The organism is Pigmentiphaga sp. CHJ604 (genome assembly GCF_036972535.1).
GTDB lineage: Bacteria > Pseudomonadota > Gammaproteobacteria > Burkholderiales > Burkholderiaceae_B > Pigmentiphaga > Pigmentiphaga daeguensis.
In genome coordinates this window covers 973807-991599 of sequence record NZ_CP136998.1, presented here as the reverse complement: position 1 = coordinate 991599, position 17793 = coordinate 973807, and the positions used below count along the sequence as shown (strand labels likewise).

Genomic DNA, 17793 nt, shown 5'->3' with positions numbered 1-17793 from the left:
TGTATGACGTAACCCTGCGTAACGGCGCCACAATTATGCGATACCGCATGACACTTGCAATTGCGTGACACGACCCGGTTGCCGGATATACAAATAACAGGCTAAACAATCCTTTGCGCCGGCAACGGACCGGCGCCTACCTGCGGCAAGCGTGCATGCTCAATCTGACGATCAGTTTCATTGTTTCCCTACTCGTGACCATGTTCATCGTGCGCTTCGCCAACCGCGACAGCGCCGCGGCGGACCATGACCTGGACGGCGTCCAGAAATTCCACGTCCGGCCGGTGCCGCGGATAGGCGGCCTGGGCATCGTGACCGGCTGTACGGTGGCGGTCGCCGCCCTGACCTCGCGTGACTTCCCCCTGGCCATCGACCTCGCCCTGCTGTTGCTGTGCTCGGCCGTGGTCTTCGGGATCGGGCTGGCCGAAGACTTCACCAAGCGCATCAGCCCGACGCTCCGCCTGCTGTGCGCGTTCGCCGGGGCCGCGCTGGCGGCCGTCTTGCTGCAGGCCACCATCACCCGCATCGACATCCCCCTGGCCGACGCCTGGCTGGCCATCCCGGCGGTGGGCGGCCTGGCCGCCATCGTCTGCGTGGGCGCGATGGTGAACGCCGTCAACATCATCGACGGCTTCAACGGACTGGCCGCCGCCGCGGCGCTCGCCATGTTCGCCTCGCTGGGATACGTGGCCTTCAAGGTCAACGATCCCCTCATCCTGGCCGGCTCGCTGCTCATGATCGGCGCCATCCTGGGGTTCCTGGTATGGAATTATCCCTACGGCCTGATTTTCCTGGGCGACGGCGGCGCCTATTTCCTGGGTTTCATGCTGGCCGAACTGGGCATCCTGCTGGTGGTCCGCAATCCCGCGGTCTCGGCCTGGTATCCCGCGCTGCTGTTCATCTACCCCATCTTCGAGACGCTATTTTCCATATATCGAAAGAAATATCTGCGCGGCATGTCGCCCAGCCTGCCGGACGGCGTGCACCTGCACATGCTGATCTACAAACGGGTCATCCGCTGGGCCATCGGCACCCGCAACGCGCAGTTGCTGACCCAGCGCAACGCCGTCACGTCCCCTTATTTGTGGGCGCTCAGCCTGGTCGCCATCGTCCCGGCTACCGTGTTCTGGGACCGGGGACTAGCGTTAATGCTATTTCTCGTTGTGTTCATCGCTGTCTATACTTGGCTGTATACAGCCATCGTGCGCTTTCGCACGCCCAGGTGGCTCGTCCTGCACCGGTCCAGGGAATGACTCCAGCGCAGGGACTTTCCCAGATGGGGAAAGACCGCAAATCTCCGAACATTAGTTAAACAGCGTAACAAATTGTAAACGCTGTCATCCCAGGGGGCCCGGTGCGCGGCCCCCGGGCATTACCCCATTCTAGGGACCATCTCCCGTATTTTGTTACATAGCGGAAGTGGAGTGTCATACTTCCCCGCCTATGCTGTCGTCCGTGTGGCTTGCGTTGGCTAAACGGCAGATTTCCATAAAAGCCGTAGTGGGGAATCATGGCGGCCTGTCTCTACCGGTGCTCCGATAAAAAGGAACGCCAGGCGTCGCTTTCCTCGTCAGACAAGCAAAGAAGCATGAGGCAATAAGAACGCACGGAAGAAATCATGGCTGCAACACAGGTTAAATATTTCGGCACCGACGGCATCCGGGGCAAAGTGGGCGGAGCGGTCATCAACCCCGCCTTCGCCCTGCGCCTGGGCCATGCCGCCGGCCAGGTCCTCCTGGCCCAAGCCCCGCGCGGGCACCGCCCGTCCGTCCTGATCGGCAAGGACACCCGCATTTCCGGATACATGCTCGAATCCGCGCTGGAAGCCGGGCTTTCCGCCGCCGGCGTGGACGTCGTCCTGGCCGGCCCCATCCCCACCCCGGCGGTCGCCTACCTGACCCGCGCCCTGCGCCTGTCCGCCGGCATCGTCATCAGCGCCTCGCACAACCCCTTCGACGACAACGGCATCAAGTTCTTCTCGGCCCAGGGCAGCAAATTCCCCGACCAGACCGAAGAAGCCATCGAAGCGGCGCTGAACCAGCCCATGGGCTGCACGCCCTCCGAAGGACTGGGCCGGGTCAAGCGCCTGGACGACGCCGCCGGCCGCTACATCGAATTCTGCAAGGCCAGCTTCCCCCCGGAAATGGACCTGAACGGCCTGCGGATCGTGGTCGACGCGGCCCACGGCGCCGCCTACCACATCGCGCCCAACGTCTTCCGGGAACTGGGCGCCACCGTCATCCCCATCGGTTGCGAGCCCAACGGCTTCAACATCAATGAAAAAGTGGGCGCCACCCATCCGGAAACCCTGGCCGAGAAGGTCAAGGAACACCGCGCCGACCTGGGCGTGGCCCTGGACGGCGACGCCGACCGGCTGCAAATGGTCGATGCCAGCGGCCGCATGTACAACGGCGACGAGCTGCTGTACGTGATCGTGCGCGACCGCATGATCCAGGGCCCGGTGGCCGGCGTGGCGGGCACCGTCATGACCAACTACGCCTTCGAGCGCCGCATGGCCGAACTGGACGTCCCGTTCGTGCGCACCCCCGTTGGCGACAAGAACGTGATGCAAGCCCTGCAGGACAAGGGCTGGCTGTTCGGCGGCGAAAGCTCTGGCCACATCCTGTGCCTGGACCGCCACTCCACCGGCGACGGCGTCATCGCCGCGCTCCAGGTCATGGCCGCCATGCGCCGCAGCGGCAAGGGCCTGCCGGCCCTGACCTCGGAACTGCACCTGCTGCCGCAGAAGCTGGTGAACGTGAAGCTGCAACCCGACCTGGAATGGGAATCCCACCCCGGCCTGGCCGCGGCCTACCGGGAAGTCTCCGCCACGCTGCAGGGCCGCGGCCGGGTCCTGATCCGTCCCTCGGGCACCGAGCCTAAGCTCCGCCTGATGGTGGAAGCCGACGAGGAAATGCTGGCGGTCCGCTGCGTGGACCGGCTGGCCACCAGCCTGGCCTGATCCGTCAGTCGACCGGTCCGGATCCATAATATCCATATATATATTACGGATCCGGGGCGGCAAGACCAGGACAGCGCGGCAAAAGAGGAGCAGGAAATCGACGAAGCAATCAGGCAACCGGCACATGATCGCTACGTTTCGTATTTCTCAAAAATGAGATTGACCATTTCGCGCATGCACAAACTGATGCAATCTTTTTCCGGTTTCCCACGATAGGCGCATCGCGACATGCTAATCTTTCAGACCGTCCAGAATCCACCAGAAAGACCGCATGCCGGCTTTCCGCAATCCCCCAAACCGGGGATTGATGCAATGGGACGCGCCAACCAAAATACCGCCGCCGCACTACCGAGTGCCAACTGTCTTCCTGCCGGGCAGTCGATGGGGAACGAGTCGCAAAGGGGTGTGCATCCCCCGGGGGCCGGACTCGCGATCCGCGATCGGATTGGTACAAGGTAATCATGCAGACGAAACTACGCGACTTTCTTCTTTCCCTGTCCAGACCGCAAAAAATCGCGGTCATGGTGATCGCTGATGCGATCGCGCTGCCCGCCAGCCTGATCGCGGCGTTCTACCTGCGGCTGGGCGATGCGGTCATCCTGCAGCGCTACGGCGTCAGCGCGCCCATCATCATGGCGCTAGCCGCGATTCCCGTTTTCTACCTGTGCGGCCTGTATCGCAACGTGGTCCGCTACATGGATATTTCCATGCTGCGCTCCACGGGTATCGGCCTGGCGGTGCTGGCCATCGGCACCTATATCGGATGCGTGCTGTTCAACCTGCCGGCGCCGCCGCGCGGCACGCTGCTGATCTACTGGTTCATCGCCTTCTCGTACGTCGTCATTTCCCGCTTCGGCGCGCGCCATCTGCTGCGCACGCCGCTGCGCCAGCACATCGTGGCGCCGCGTGTCGCCATCTACGGCGCCGGGGAAGCCGGGTTCCAGCTGGCTGTCGCCATGCGCACCAGCCACGCCTACACGCCCATCTGCTTCTTCGACGACGACAAGCGCCTGGCCAATAAACACGTGGGCGGCCTGCGCGTCTATGCGCTCAGCCGACTCAACGACATCGTGCGCAAGCACGAGATCCAGCAGGTCATCCTGGCCATTCCCTCGGCATCGCCCGAGCGCCGGCGCACCATCGTCAACCGTTTGTCCAGCCTGGGCATCCCGGTGCGCACCCTGCCCACCATGGCGGAAATGGTGGAAGGCAAGGTGCTGGAAAGCGCCATCCGCGAAATCCAGGTCGAGGACCTGCTGGGCCGCAAGCCCGTCCCGCCGCGGCGCGACCTGTTTTCCAAATGCGTCACCGGCAAGTCGGTCCTGGTCACGGGCGCCGGCGGCTCCATAGGCAGCGAACTGTGCCGCCAGATCGAGTCGCAAAAACCCGACCATCTCGTCCTGCTGGACCATTCCGAATACGCGCTGTACGCCATCGAGCACGAACTGCGCGAGCGCTTCCCCGCCACCCAGCTGTCGGCCTACATGGGCAGCGTGTGCGACACCGAACTGGTCAGCCGCATCGTGCGCGAGCACCGCGTCGACACCATCTACCATGCCGCCGCCTACAAGCACGTGCCGCTGGTGGAAAACAACATGGCGGCCGGCATACGCAACAACGTGCTGGGCACCTGGTCCGTAGCCATGGCCGCCGCCCAGAACAACATCGAGACCTGCGTCCTGATCTCCACCGACAAGGCCGTGCGCCCGCCCAACGTCATGGGCGCCAGTAAGCGCTGCGCCGAACTCATCTTCCAGGCCTTCGCCCTGCGGCCCAACAACCGCACCGTATTCAGCATGGTGCGCTTCGGCAACGTGCTGGGCTCGTCCGGATCGGTCGTACCGCTGTTCCGCAACCAGATCCAGCGCGGCGGCCCCATCACGGTCACCCATGCCGACGTCACCCGCTACTTCATGCTGATCCCCGAAGCGGCGCAGCTCGTCATCCAGGCCGGCGCCATGGCCCGCGGCGGCGAAGTCTTCGTGCTGGACATGGGCGAACCGGTCAAGATCATCGACCTGGCCCGCACCATGATCCAGATGTCGGGCCTGACCGAGAAAAACGCGGACAGCCCCAACGGCCACATCGAAATCAAGGTGGTAGGCCTGCGGCCGGGGGAAAAGCTGTACGAGGAACTGCTGATAGGCGGCGACACCATCCCCAGCGACCATCCGCGCATCCTGTGCTCGCGCGAACACTACCTGACCCTGGGCCAGCTCGAATCCCTGCTGGAAACCCTGCATACGGCCTGCGACAACGGTTCCGCCCTGGACATCCGTATGGCCCTGCAGAAGCTGGTGCCGGAGTACACGCCCTACTCGCTGCTGAGCGATAGACCTACCGGGCAGAACGAGCTTGCAGCCAGCCCGGCCAGCACCTGGGAAAACAAGGCGGCGCGTGCCCCGCTGGCCTCGTACGAGAGCAAACGAGACGTCGCCGTGGGCCATCCGGCCTAAGCCTCTCTATACTGGACCGTAACCGTACCCACAGCCTTCGTTCCGAAGGCCCTTTTTCATGGCAAAACGCGCTTTCGACATCGTCCTGGCGGCAATCGCCCTACTCATCCTCAGTCCCGTCATCCTGGTGCTGTGCATCGCGATCCGGCGGAAACTGGGTTCGCCGGTGTTCTTCCGCCAGATCCGCCCCGGCCTGGACGGCAAGCCCTTCCAGATGGTCAAGTTCCGCTCCATGCGCGATGCCCAGGGCCCCGACGGCCAACCGCTGCCGGACGATCAACGCCTGACCTCGTTCGGCAAGCGCCTGCGCAGCACCAGCCTGGACGAACTGCCCGAACTCTGGAATGTGCTGCGCGGAGACATGAGCCTGGTCGGCCCTCGTCCGCTGCTGATGGAATATCTGCCCTTGTATGACCAGCGCCAGATGCGTCGCCACGAAGTCCGGCCGGGAGTAACGGGCTGGGCCCAGGTGAACGGCCGCAACGCCCTGTCGTGGCCGCAGAAATTCGAACTGGACATCTGGTACGTGGACAACCGCTCGCTGTGGCTGGACGTGAAAATCCTGTGGATGACCGTGCGCAAGGTGCTGGTGCGCGAAGGCATCAGCGCCGACGGCCAGGCCACCATGGAACGCTTCCGAGGCAACAACCCATGAAACGACTCGCCATATTGGGCGCGGGCGGCCACGGCCGCGTGGTGGCGGATGCGGCCGAGGCCGGCGGTCAATGGCAGGAAATCGTCTTCTTCGACGATGCCTGGCCCGAACGGAAGAGCAGCGGCCCCTGGCCCATCGTCGGCAACCTGGCGGCCCTGCTCCAGCAGTGCCAGGAATTCGACGGCGTCGTGGTGGGCATAGGCGCCAACCGCGTGCGGCTGTCCAATACGGACACGCTGGCCGCCGCGGGGGCCCGCCTGGCCACCATCATTCATCCACGCGCCACAATCAGCCGCCATGCTGGCGTGGGCTCGGGCAGCGTCGTGTTCGCCGGAGCCGTCGTCAACATAGGCGCCCGGATCGGGCAAGCCTGCATCGTCAACACCGCCGCCACCGTGGACCACGACTGCCAGGTGGCCGACGGCGTCCACATCAGCCCTGGCGCCAACCTGGCGGGCGGCGTCACCGTGGGCGCCTGCAGTTGGATAGGCGCCAACGCCGGCATCCGCCAACAGATATCCATAGGCGCCCATGCCGTGATAGGCGTGGGCGCCGTCGTCGTCAGCCCCCAGCCGGACGGAATCACCGCCGCGGGCAACCCGGCCAAAGATTTGAACAGGACCACGCCAACATGCTGAATACCCCCTTCTCCCCTTGGCCCTCCTTCACCGAAGAGGAAGCGGAAGCCGTCAAGCGGGTGCTGCTGTCTAACAAGGTCAATTACTGGACCGGACAGGAATGCCGGGAATTCGAAAAGGAATTCGCGGCGTGGTGCCATACGGAATATGCCATTGCGCTGGCCAACGGAACGGTGGCGCTGGATCTTGCCCTGAAGGCGCTGAATATCGGTCCTGGCGACGACGTAATCGTCACCCCGCGCACCTTCCTAGCGTCTGCCTCGAGCATCGTCAACGCCGGTGCGCGGCCGATATTCGCTGACGTCGACCTGGATAGCCAGAACATCACGGCTGAAAGCATCCGTGAGGTTCTGACTCCCAATACCCGCGCCGTGATATGCGTTCATCTAGCCGGCTGGCCTTGCGAAATGGATCCTATCATGGCCTTGGCCGAAGAAAAGAGTTTCTTCGTAATTGAGGACTGCGCACAAGCCCACGGGGCCAAGTACAAAGGCCGCCCTGTCGGTAGCATCGGCCACATCGGTGCCTGGTCCTTCTGCCAGGACAAGATCATGACCACAGGAGGGGAAGGTGGGATGGTCACGACCAATGACCGTGGTTTGTGGTCCAAGATGTGGGCCTACAAGGACCACGGCAAATCATGGGAAGCGGTGTATGAACGGCAGCATCCGCCAGGATTCCGATGGGTACACGACTCTTTCGGCACCAATTGGCGAATGATCGAAATCCAGGCGGCAATAGGTCGCATCCAACTTCGTAAAATGGCAGACTGGACCAAACAGCGCCAAACCTATTCTGCTCAAATCAACGAAGCAGCCCAGGCCTTCACATGCGTACGGATTCCCAAAGTACCCGCCTACATTGACCACGCGGCTTACAAACACTACTTGTTCGTTAAACCAGCGCAGCTTGCTGTAGGTTGGACACGGGACCGAGTTGTCCAAACACTGACGGAGCAGAAAGTACCTTGCTATCAAGGATCATGCTCCGAGGTTTATCTTGAAAAAGCATTCACGCACACAGACTATCGGCCACCGAATCGCCTGCCTAGGGCAGCAGAATTGGGCGAGACTAGTCTGATGTTCTTGGTCCATCCTACCCTCTCTGCCGTTGAAATGAAAACCACCTGCTCCTCGCTAACATCGATCTTGGAAGCAGCCTCCATAAAAAAACCTCCAACCTTGTCCGAACAATGAGGAAAAAGGTACTAATTATTGGCGGGCTCGCTCAGTCCCTAATAAACTTCAGATGGCCTCTCATCAAGGCCATAGCGAACCGAGGATACGAGGTACATGGCTGTGCCGCTGATAACAACGAAAGAGTCTCCAAACTCTTTTTGGATATCGGTGGCAAATATCATGTTTTTCATCTGAAACGAACAGGGTCCAACCCCGCAGATGACATTAGGACTCTTTTCGAGTTGTGGCGATTAATAGGCAAAATAAAGCCAGAATACGTTATTTGCTACACCATAAAACCTGTAGTTTACGGAATCCTCGCCTCTTGGATTCGCAGAGTGCCTTACCGCTACGCATTAATCACTGGCTTAGGATATGCATTTACCCAATCAAAAGAGGGCCGTACCCGCTCCTGGATTCAGAGCACCTCTAAAACTCTCTATAAACAAGCCCTACAGCGTACAGAGCATGTTTTTTTTCAAAATCCAGATGACCAGAATTTCTTTAAAAATTCAGGCATTCTTAAATCAGAGCAAAAAAGTTCCATTGTCAACGGCTCTGGAGTAGACACCCAGCATTTCCATGTCGCCCCGCTTCCCCCAAATCCGGTATTTCTGCTAATCGCCCGTCTGTTGAGAGACAAAGGAATCCTCGAATATGTAGAAGCGGCGAAAATAGTTAAATCTCGAGGAGTCGATGCAACCTTCTTACTTGTCGGCCCATTCGATGTAAATCCATCAGCGATTACCAGCGATCAAGTGGACGATTGGCAGAAATCGAAGATTATTCACTATCTGGGCACCGTTGATGACGTTCGCCAGGTCATCCGAGAAAGCAGTATATATGTTCTACCATCTTATCGAGAAGGTACCCCACGATCGGTACTTGAAGCCATGGCCATGGGACGTCCTGTTATAACTACAGATGCTCCGGGCTGCCGAGAAACGGTCGTAAATGGAACCAACGGTTTCTTAGTCCAACCTCAAGACCCCATTTCACTAGCGGAAGCAATGCTTCATCTGGCCCTCGATCCCGATTTACGCGAAAAATTCGGGCAGGAAAGCAGGAAAATCGCTTGTCAAAAATACGACGCGAACTCAGTAAGCTTTGCTTTGCTAGAATCGACCAAAATCGTTCCCCAAAATCGCTAGACAATCCTTACTATCGAGAAAGAAAAATGCAAAATCTGAACTCCACAACAATCGCTGTCATCGGTCTCGGCTATGTAGGACTGCCTTTGGCCGTTGAGTTTGGAAAAAAATACCAAACAATCGGCTATGACATTCGGAAAGCGCGAGTGGAAGAACTTGCTCTGGGCCACGATAGCACGCTTGAGGTTTCTGCTAGCGAACTTCAGATGGCCCCTCATCTTAGATATACCGACAACGCAGCCGAATTGCATGCCGCGAACGTGTATATAGTCACAGTCCCCACACCAATTGATCAAGCGAAAAGGCCTGATCTCACCCCGCTGATTAGAGCAAGTGAAACGCTGGCTGCGGTCTTGAAGCAAGGCGATATAGTTATCTATGAGTCGACTGTTTATCCAGGTGCCACAGAAGAAGTCTGCGTACCAATTCTGGAGAAAAATTCTGGGCTCAAATTTAACGACGGCTTTTACGTTGGCTACAGCCCTGAAAGAATTAATCCGGGGGATAAACAGCATCGCGTGGCATCAATTCTAAAAGTAACGTCTGGCTCGACCCCCAAGGTAGCAGATTTTGTTAACGAGCTCTACAAATCAATCATAACGGCTGGAACTCATAAAGCCTCTTCCATCAAAGTGGCCGAAGCGGCGAAGGTTATCGAAAACACACAACGAGATGTCAATATAGCCCTTATCAACGAACTTGCCTTGATTTTTAACAAATTAGGAATAGATACGTTAGAAGTCCTTCACGCCGCGGGAACAAAATGGAATTTTCTTCCGTTCCGCCCTGGCTTGGTAGGAGGGCATTGCATTAGTGTGGATCCCTACTACCTCACCCACAAAGCTCAGGAGATTGGTTATCATCCCGAAGTCATACTTGCCGGTCGCCGAATCAACGACGGGATGGGCACCTACGTGGCGAACCAAACGCTGCGCCTGCTCGTTCAAAAAACTATTAATCCAGTTTCAGCAAAGATTCTCATTCTCGGATTGGCGTTCAAGGAAAACTGCCCGGATCTAAGAAATACTCGGGTGGTTGACATTATTCATGAATTGAAGAATTTTCATGCTTCCGTTGACATTTACGACCCGTGGGTCGATGGAAAAGAAGCAGAACACGAATACGGGCTCACGCTCATCGACTCTCCAATCTCTAACTCCTATGACGCGATCATTATTGCGGTAGGTCATGCCGAATTCTCGGACTGGGGTGTTGATAAGATCAGAGGACTGGGCAAGAAAAATTGCGTTATTTATGACGTGAAGCACATCTTGCCGCAGGATGCTGTCGACGGCCGCTTATAAATTAAGCCCAATAACATGACCTCTCCCTTTGAAAAACTTCAAACTCAGCTTCTTGCTCATCCCAAAACGTGGCTGATAACGGGCGTAGCTGGTTTTATTGGCAGTAATATATTGGAAAAACTGCTCCGATTAAATCAGCGAGTAGTTGGGCTCGATAATTTCTCAACCGGACATCAAAACAATCTAAAAAATGTCCAAGCAGTTGTCTCGGAACCTCAATGGAATGAATTTGAGTTCATCGAAGGTGATATCCGAGATTTTGAAGTGTGCAAGAAATTATGCCTAGGTGTCGACTACGTACTCCATCAGGCGGCCTTGGGTTCTGTGCCAAGATCGATTAATGATCCCTTAACAACAAACACGACCAACATTACCGGTTTCCTCAACATCTTAGTTGCATCCAAAGAGGCGAAGGTCCGTAGCTTTACCTATGCTGCGAGCAGCTCTACATATGGCGACCACGTTGCGTTGCCAAAGATTGAAAACAGAATCGGCGCGCCACTCTCACCATACGCAGTAACTAAGTATGTCAATGAACTCTACGCAGACGTATTCAATCGATGCTACGGCTTTCAATCCATTGGCTTGCGTTACTTCAATGTCTTCGGCAAGCATCAGGATCCGAACGGCGCCTACGCCGCCGTCATCCCAAAATGGATTGCCGCAATGCTGGAAAACTCCGATATACATATAAATGGCGACGGCTCAACTAGTCGAGATTTTTGCTTCATCGACAACGTTGTTCAAGCCAATTTATTGGCGGCAACCAATGAAGACGATAAGGCAAATGGAGAAGTCTACAACATAGCCTATGGCGAAAGGACATCCCTGATTGAGCTGTTTGAACTGCTTCAAAGAAATTTGCACGAACGCGGCGTCATCTATACGAAAGCGCCTATTCATCGAGCCTTTAGAGATGGAGATGTACTCCATTCTCTTGCGAATATCGATAAAGCCCGTCAACTGCTCCAGTACTCCCCTGATTTTGACATCAGGAAAGGCCTAAGAAGCGCGGTGCAATGGTATATCGATAGTCATAAATCTGAAAACCCGAGTGAGAAAAAATGAAAAACTTCGCTTTGATTGGAGCCGCAGGTTATATCGCCCCGCGACATATGCAAGCGATCAGCGCCACAGGGAATAATTTAGTTGCTGCATTTGACCCTAATGACTCCGTTGGGATCATAGATAGTCACTTCCCTGACTCCAATTTTTTCACAGAATTTGAACGCTTTGATCGCCATTTGGATAAGCTTCGTCGAGCGAATGATGCCAAGAAAGTTGACTTCGTCTCCATTTGTTCGCCCAATTACCTCCACGACTCTCATATGCGTTTCGCGTTGCGATCTGGAGCAGACGCTATTTGTGAAAAACCTCTGGTCCTCAATCCCTGGAATATTGACGGCTTGAAAGAAATTGAAAAAGATACTGGCAAAAAAGTCAGTACGATTCTGCAATTACGAGTTCACCCAGCAATCCAGGCGTTGCGAGAAAAAATACAATCTGGAAATAGCAATTCAAAACAAGATGTGCAATTAACCTACATTACATCCAGAGGACAATGGTACCTCCAATCATGGAAAGGTGATGAAAAAAAATCGGGGGGAATAGCCACTAACATTGGGGTTCATTTTTTTGACATGCTCCATTTTGTCTTCGGAGCGCTTCAGGACAACAAAGTTCATTACAGCTCCGAAACAAAAGCCGCAGGCTACCTAGAGTACGAGAAGGCTAGAGTGCAATGGTTCTTATCCGTTGATGCAGAGGACGTTCCCAAGAGTTTACATGCCAAAGGTCAACGCACCTATCGGTCGATTACTGTAGGCGGCGAAGAGATCGAGTTCTCAGGAGGCTTTACTGATCTCCATATAAGAAGTTACGAAGAAATTCTCGCAGGCCGCGGATTCGGCTTAGAAGAAAACCGAACAGCGATCGAAACAGTTGCTGCAATTCGCACACTCGCCCCCCTGGGAAAGACTGGCGACTATCATCCCTTCTTAAATTCAATATAAACGAACGCCATGAGCTACTTTCTCCATCCAAGCTCCGTCGTAGATGAAGGCGCCAACATCGGAAATGGCTCCAAGATATGGCACTTCTGCCATATCTCGTCACATGCTCGGATTGGAACTAATGTTTCAATTGGACAGAACGTCTTTGTCGGCAATCAAGTTTCCATTGGAAACAGCTGCAAAATTCAAAACAACGTCTCGATTTACGACAACGTCACCCTTGAAGACGGCGTTTTCTGCGGCCCCAGCATGGTCTTTACGAACGTATATAATCCGAGAGCCCTAGTTAATCGAAAGAGCGAATATCGCACTACGTTGATCAAACGGGGTGCGACGTTAGGCGCAAACTGCACAATAGTGTGCGGGACTACAGTTGGCATCTTCGCCTTTGTAGGAGCTGGGGCGGTTGTAAATAGAGATGTCCCCAATTACGCCATAGTAGTCGGTGTCCCAGCACGTCAAATTGGTTGGATGAGTGAACATGGAGAAAGGCTTTCACTCCCCACTTCAGGTGTCGGAGAAGCCGCCTGCCCGCAAACAGGCGAAGTATATCGCTTAACAGGAACAACACTCACGAAGAAGGAGGACTAAATGCAATTCATTGACTTGAAAACTCAACAAACTCAGATCCGAGCTAAAATCGATGCGGGTATTGCGCAGGTTCTCGCTCACGGGCAATATATTTTAGGCCCAGAAGTAGAACTCTTAGAAAAGAAACTTGCCGAATTTTGTGGCGCAGCTTATTGCATAACCTGTGCGAACGGCACTGACGCGTTACAAATCTCTCTCATGGCGTTGGGAGTTTGCCCCGGAGACGAAGTGATCACTCCAGGTTTCACATATATAGCTACAGCTGAGGCCGCGGCACTCCTCGGCGCTAAACCTGTATATGTTGATATCGACGCCAAGACATATAACCTGGATCCCAATTCGTTGGAACAGGCGATCACCCCACGAACCAAAGCAATTATTCCTGTTTCTCTTTATGGGCAATGTGCAGATTTTGATAAAATAAATGCAATTGCGTCAAGCAGAAACATTCCTGTTATTGAAGACGCGGCTCAAAGTTTCGGTGCAGAATATCGGGGAAGACGGTCCTGCAATCTATCAACGATAGCTTGCACAAGTTTTTTCCCCAGCAAACCCCTCGGCGCATACGGTGACGGTGGAGCAATCTTCACCAATGACGAACACTTGGCCCGCACCCTTCGACAAATCGCTCGACATGGACAAGATCGTCGTTATCATCACGTACGAGTGGGCGTAAACAGTCGCTTGGACACAATCCAGGCAGCCATATTATTGGCAAAGCTCGAAATTTTTGAACAAGAAATTGAACTGCGAGGCCGTGTGGCGACCCAATATGCTCAAGTATTTGAAGAGCGAGGGTTTTACTCCTACCCTAAGGTTGCTCCTGAATGCAAGAGTGTTTATGCGCAATACACTGTTCGAGTGCCCAATAGAGATCAAGTTATTGAGCGACTGAAATCCATAGGAATTCCAACAGCCGTTCATTACCCAATTCCACTAAATCAGCAACCAGCTGTAAACGATCCCCATGCACAACTTCCCGTTGGTGATCAAGCCTCACGAGAAGTATTGAGCTTACCCATGCATCCGTATATGCAACTGCTACAGCAGCAGACGATTGCCGACGCTTTGATCTCAACAATTTCTCTCACCACATGATAGCATTTAGCCAATTTTGGAAGAAGGTTCTAACAGTTACTGCAGGAACATTGGGGGCCCAGCTTCTTCTGTTGGCTACACTTCCACTCCTGACTCGCTCGCTCTCGCAGGCAGATGTTGGGAGTTATTTGTTTGCTATCAGCGTAGCCGCCGTAACAGTCGTGCTGGCTTCTGCGCGATTGGATATGGCAATTTTTTTGGAAGACAACCAAAAGGATGTCTTCCGAATACTCGGTACTATATTCATAACCTCACTAACAGTTTCCATATTGGTCGGTTTTTCTATTTTTTTTATAGGAAACTTTCCTTTCTCAAAAAATCTTGATTCACTCAAAGGATCGTCCACAGCCATTGCGGCAACTACCTTTTCTCTTTCTATTTTCACTGGCATTCAAGCGGTTCTTTCATATCAATCTAGATTTTCTACCCTTAGCTTTCTAAAATTTTTTCAAGCGCTGATCATTTCCCTGCTTTTGATTCTTGCAGCAATGATTTTTTCGACGGCTAAATCACTTATCCTCGCCCATGCTATTGGCATGCTCGCATCTGTGGCGTTGGGTGTTCTATTGCTAAGAAAATTTTCTTCAGGCTCATTGCGCTTACCACGAGCAGCGGAGATGCGCGAGGTATTCAGAAAGCATCGACGATTCCCCATCTTCTCAATGCCTGCGGACTTAATCAACGTCCTCTCCTCTCAACTCCCTGTTTTTTTGCTCGGAGCCAAGTTCGGCACGGCCGCTGTCGCGTTCTATGCTCTAACAACCAGAGTAATGGTCGCACCAATTTCATTGCTGGCAGGTTCAATTTTGCCAGTATTTAAAGAACAAGCAAGTTCAGAGTATCGAGAAAATGGAAGCTGCCTAACAGCTTACCTTAAAATGCTTAAGACGCTCACTCTGATCTCAATTATCCCTGCTAGCTTGGCATTTTATCTATTAGAGCCAACGTTCTCCCTTCTCTTTGGTGCTGAATGGATGGAAGCCGGGACATTAGCAAAAACAATGCTCCCACTTTATTGTTTGAAGTTTATTGCTAGCCCGCTAAGTTATACCTTGTACGTGGGAAACTGGCAATCATATGATTTGATTTGGCAGAGCGTCTTACTATTTTTCACCGCAATGATTTTCTCTTTCGCGGAAAACTTGCACGCTGCGGTTCTCTACTATACGATTGCATATTCATTTCTTTATATCATTTACCTCGGCATGTCTTATCGCTGCGCCAAAGGAAAAAAATGATTGTTATTATTGATGCCGAGTTTGGCAACATACGTTCCGTCGGCAACATGCTACTAGCCTGCGGGCATCAATTTGAAATTGCAACATCCCCTGCACAAGCTATCAACGCTACCAAGTTCATATTGCCCGGCGTCGGTGCATTCGATCATGGGATGCAGCAGTTGCACAAAGGAGGATGGAGTGATTTTTTGCACGAAGCAGTTATAGATAAAAAAACGCCCATTCTCGGAATTTGTCTAGGCATGCAACTCATGTGCACCCAAAGCGAGGAAGGGCAATTGCCTGGACTAGGATGGGTGGATGCATCGGTGCAACGATTTCGATTCATGAAGGATAGTCAACATAAAGTACCCCATATGGGATGGAACAGAGTATCGGTTGTTAGACCCAATCCATTGATTAGCGAAACTGATTCTCAGCGATTTTATTTTGTTCACTCCTATTTCATTGCTTGTAGCGAAGAAGAAGTCGTTATAGGAAAAACTGAGTACGGGAACTCATTTGTCTCTTCGTTTCAAAAAAATAACATCTACGGAGTACAATTTCACCCTGAAAAGAGCCACCGTTTTGGCATGGCTCTAATGAAGAATTTTGCGGAACATGCTAAGTAATGATCCCACCTCGCATTATTCCATCTCTCCTCATAAAGAATGGCAAATTAGTTAAAACGAGGGAATTCTCGGACGCCCGTTATGTCGGTGACCCAGTAAATGCAATAAGAATTTTTAATGAAAAAAACGTTGATGAACTCATAATTACGGACATATCGGCGACTATCGACAACAGGGAACCCGATTATAGGCTTATTGAAGAGCTGGCAGGCGAGTGCTTCATGCCCCTGTGCTATGGAGGGGGGATTCAAAACTTAAAGCAAGCCTCAAATGTCTTTCGAGCGGGGGCAGAGAAAATTGCGATCAATTCGGCAGCACTCCAAAATCCGGGTCTCATCAGAGAAATTGCGGACCGTTATGGGAGTCAAAGCGTAGTGGTCTGCATGGATATAAAACGAGGCTTTTTTGGAAAATATCACCTCTATCGCTATGCCACTCGCTCTCTCGAAAGAAAAATATCAATTGAACAGCACCTGAAGGTATCACTAGATTCCGGGGCAGGTGAGATATTTCTTAACTCAGTTGATCGTGATGGAACGTTGACCGGATTGGACTTAGATTTGTTATCTAAGGTAGCGCAGCACATTCCAGTACCATTGGTTCTGGGCGGCGGTACCAAGTCTCTTGAGGATATAGTAAAAGCAGCGAGTTCCGGCGCCAATGCAATTGCTGTCGGAGCATTTTTTGTTTTTTATGGCCCGCATCGAGCAGTATTGATCACTTATCCAACGCCCGATGCAATCGAGAAAGCCTTTCAAAACCATGCAAGAACCTAATGTTACCTGCCGCCGCTGCGTAATGGACACCAGTGCTTCGAATATAACCTTTGATAAAGAGGGCTATTGCAATTTCTGCAGTGAATTCCTCAATCGTTCACGACACATATTGAACTGCTCCTCTCAAGAGCGCGAAGTTTTACGGAATAAATTTATTCAGAAGGTGAAAACCGAAGGCCGCGGCCAGTCCTACGATTGTATTATTGGAGTATCCGGTGGAGTCGACAGCTCATGGGCATTGGTCAAAGCCATAGATTTGGGGCTTCGCCCACTTGCTGTCCATATGGATAATGGGTGGAACTCCGAGTTAGCACAGAATAATATTTCAAATATCGTCACAAAATTGGGCGTTGATCTCTATACTCACGTTATAGACTGGGACGAGTATCGAGACCTTATGAATGCCTTTTTTGATGCTGATGTGATCGATGTGGAGTTGCTCTACGATAACGCGATGCTGGCTGTGAACTACAAACTCGCGGCAGAACACAAAACAAAATACATTCTCTCGGGATCCAATCAATCAACAGAAGGAATACGTATGCCTGCGGGATGGAATTGGTTCAAACGAGACAAACGGAATATACGCTCCATTGCTCATCGCCACGGGGTCAGATCTATGAGAACGTTCCCGGCGATGGGGGTCTTAGATCACATAAAATATGAAGTGATTAAGAAAATCCAATGGATCTCCTTTCTTGATTACTTTGAATATGAAAAAGAATTGGCAGTTAAGGAGCTCGTTGAGCACTATTCATACAAACCTTATCCATACAAGCACTATGAATCTGTTTTTACGCGCTTTTATCAAGGATATATCCTTCCGAAAAAATTTGCTGTCGATAAGCGACGCTTGCATCTGAGTACTTTGGTGAGCACAGGCCAACTCTCCCGAGACGAGGCCGTGGCGAGTTTAGGTACTTCGCCCTATCCTAGCCCTCAAGCTTTGGAGCAAGATATCCGTTACTTTCTAAAAAAAATGCGGTGGTCGCAACAACAATTAGATAAGTATTTAGCACGACCGGAAAAACCTCACTCTGACTATGCTACAGAAAAACCAGCGTGGGAGTTTCTGAAAAAAGCATATAATATTTTAAATCGCTGAGAAAACAATTCCTCATTG

The 17793-nt window shown here is 53.1% G+C and carries 16 protein-coding genes; all 16 read left to right on the top strand.

Translation table 11 applies throughout. The features are described 5' to 3' along the window. Nucleotides 1-155: 155 nt before the first annotated feature. The 16 genes from R4823_RS04825 to R4823_RS04750 all read left to right on the top strand — a co-directional run bounded on the left by R4823_RS04825 (nucleotide 156) and on the right by R4823_RS04750 (nucleotide 17775). Nucleotides 156-1253, top strand: a complete 1098-nt coding sequence (locus R4823_RS04825; RefSeq protein ID WP_132978980.1) for a glycosyltransferase — start codon at nucleotides 156-158, stop codon at nucleotides 1251-1253. A 365-nt stretch (nucleotides 1254-1618) separates the two neighbouring features. Continuing rightward, nucleotides 1619-2962: a phosphoglucosamine mutase gene (glmM, locus tag R4823_RS04820; protein WP_338617717.1), complete on the top strand. Its 1344-nt coding sequence runs from the start codon at nucleotides 1619-1621 to the stop codon at nucleotides 2960-2962. Nucleotides 2963-3423: 461 nt separating this feature from the next. Continuing rightward, nucleotides 3424-5418, top strand: a complete 1995-nt coding sequence (locus R4823_RS04815) for a nucleoside-diphosphate sugar epimerase/dehydratase (RefSeq protein ID WP_338617715.1) — start codon at nucleotides 3424-3426, stop codon at nucleotides 5416-5418. A gap of 58 nt (nucleotides 5419-5476) precedes the next feature. Next, complete coding sequence (locus R4823_RS04810; protein WP_338617714.1) at nucleotides 5477-6073, top strand: sugar transferase; 597 nt, start codon at nucleotides 5477-5479, stop codon at nucleotides 6071-6073. Continuing rightward, nucleotides 6070-6711, top strand: coding sequence for an acetyltransferase (locus tag R4823_RS04805; protein WP_338617712.1), 642 nt, complete (start codon nucleotides 6070-6072; stop codon nucleotides 6709-6711). The genes R4823_RS04810 and R4823_RS04805 overlap by 4 nt, the downstream gene beginning before the upstream one ends. Next, nucleotides 6705-7907, top strand: coding sequence for a DegT/DnrJ/EryC1/StrS aminotransferase family protein (locus R4823_RS04800; protein ID WP_338617711.1), 1203 nt, complete (start codon nucleotides 6705-6707; stop codon nucleotides 7905-7907). The genes R4823_RS04805 and R4823_RS04800 overlap by 7 nt, the downstream gene beginning before the upstream one ends. After that, nucleotides 7904-9040 (top strand): glycosyltransferase family 4 protein, encoded by a 1137-nt coding sequence (locus R4823_RS04795; protein WP_338617710.1) that lies wholly within the window; start codon nucleotides 7904-7906, stop codon nucleotides 9038-9040. Before R4823_RS04800 ends, R4823_RS04795 begins: the two co-directional genes overlap by 4 nt. 26 nt (nucleotides 9041-9066) lie before the next feature. Continuing rightward, on the top strand, nucleotides 9067-10344 hold the full coding sequence (tviB, locus tag R4823_RS04790) for a Vi polysaccharide biosynthesis UDP-N-acetylglucosamine C-6 dehydrogenase TviB (RefSeq protein ID WP_338617709.1): 1278 nt from the start codon (nucleotides 9067-9069) through the stop codon (nucleotides 10342-10344). A gap of 15 nt (nucleotides 10345-10359) precedes the next feature. After that, nucleotides 10360-11412, top strand: coding sequence for an NAD-dependent epimerase/dehydratase family protein (locus R4823_RS04785; RefSeq protein WP_338617707.1), 1053 nt, complete (start codon nucleotides 10360-10362; stop codon nucleotides 11410-11412). Next, a complete protein-coding gene (locus tag R4823_RS04780; protein ID WP_338617706.1) occupies nucleotides 11409-12356 on the top strand; it encodes a Gfo/Idh/MocA family oxidoreductase in 948 nt (315 codons plus the stop codon). The genes R4823_RS04785 and R4823_RS04780 overlap by 4 nt, the downstream gene beginning before the upstream one ends. A gap of 9 nt (nucleotides 12357-12365) precedes the next feature. Continuing rightward, a complete protein-coding gene (locus R4823_RS04775; RefSeq protein ID WP_338617705.1) occupies nucleotides 12366-12947 on the top strand; it encodes an acyltransferase in 582 nt (193 codons plus the stop codon). Further along, nucleotides 12948-14045 (top strand): DegT/DnrJ/EryC1/StrS family aminotransferase, encoded by a 1098-nt coding sequence (locus R4823_RS04770; RefSeq protein ID WP_338617704.1) that lies wholly within the window; start codon nucleotides 12948-12950, stop codon nucleotides 14043-14045. Beyond that, nucleotides 14042-15283 (top strand): oligosaccharide flippase family protein, encoded by a 1242-nt coding sequence (locus R4823_RS04765; RefSeq protein ID WP_338617703.1) that lies wholly within the window; start codon nucleotides 14042-14044, stop codon nucleotides 15281-15283. Before R4823_RS04770 ends, R4823_RS04765 begins: the two co-directional genes overlap by 4 nt. Further along, nucleotides 15280-15894 carry an imidazole glycerol phosphate synthase subunit HisH gene (gene hisH / locus R4823_RS04760; protein WP_338617701.1) on the top strand — a complete coding sequence of 205 codons (615 nt, stop codon included), beginning with the start codon at nucleotides 15280-15282 and terminating at the stop codon, nucleotides 15892-15894. The genes R4823_RS04765 and hisH overlap by 4 nt, the downstream gene beginning before the upstream one ends. Continuing rightward, on the top strand, nucleotides 15894-16670 hold the full coding sequence (locus tag R4823_RS04755) for an AglZ/HisF2 family acetamidino modification protein (protein WP_338617699.1): 777 nt from the start codon (nucleotides 15894-15896) through the stop codon (nucleotides 16668-16670). The genes hisH and R4823_RS04755 overlap by 1 nt, the downstream gene beginning before the upstream one ends. Continuing rightward, nucleotides 16657-17775 (top strand): N-acetyl sugar amidotransferase, encoded by a 1119-nt coding sequence (locus tag R4823_RS04750; RefSeq protein WP_338617698.1) that lies wholly within the window; start codon nucleotides 16657-16659, stop codon nucleotides 17773-17775. The genes R4823_RS04755 and R4823_RS04750 overlap by 14 nt, the downstream gene beginning before the upstream one ends. Nucleotides 17776-17793 lie beyond the last annotated feature (18 nt).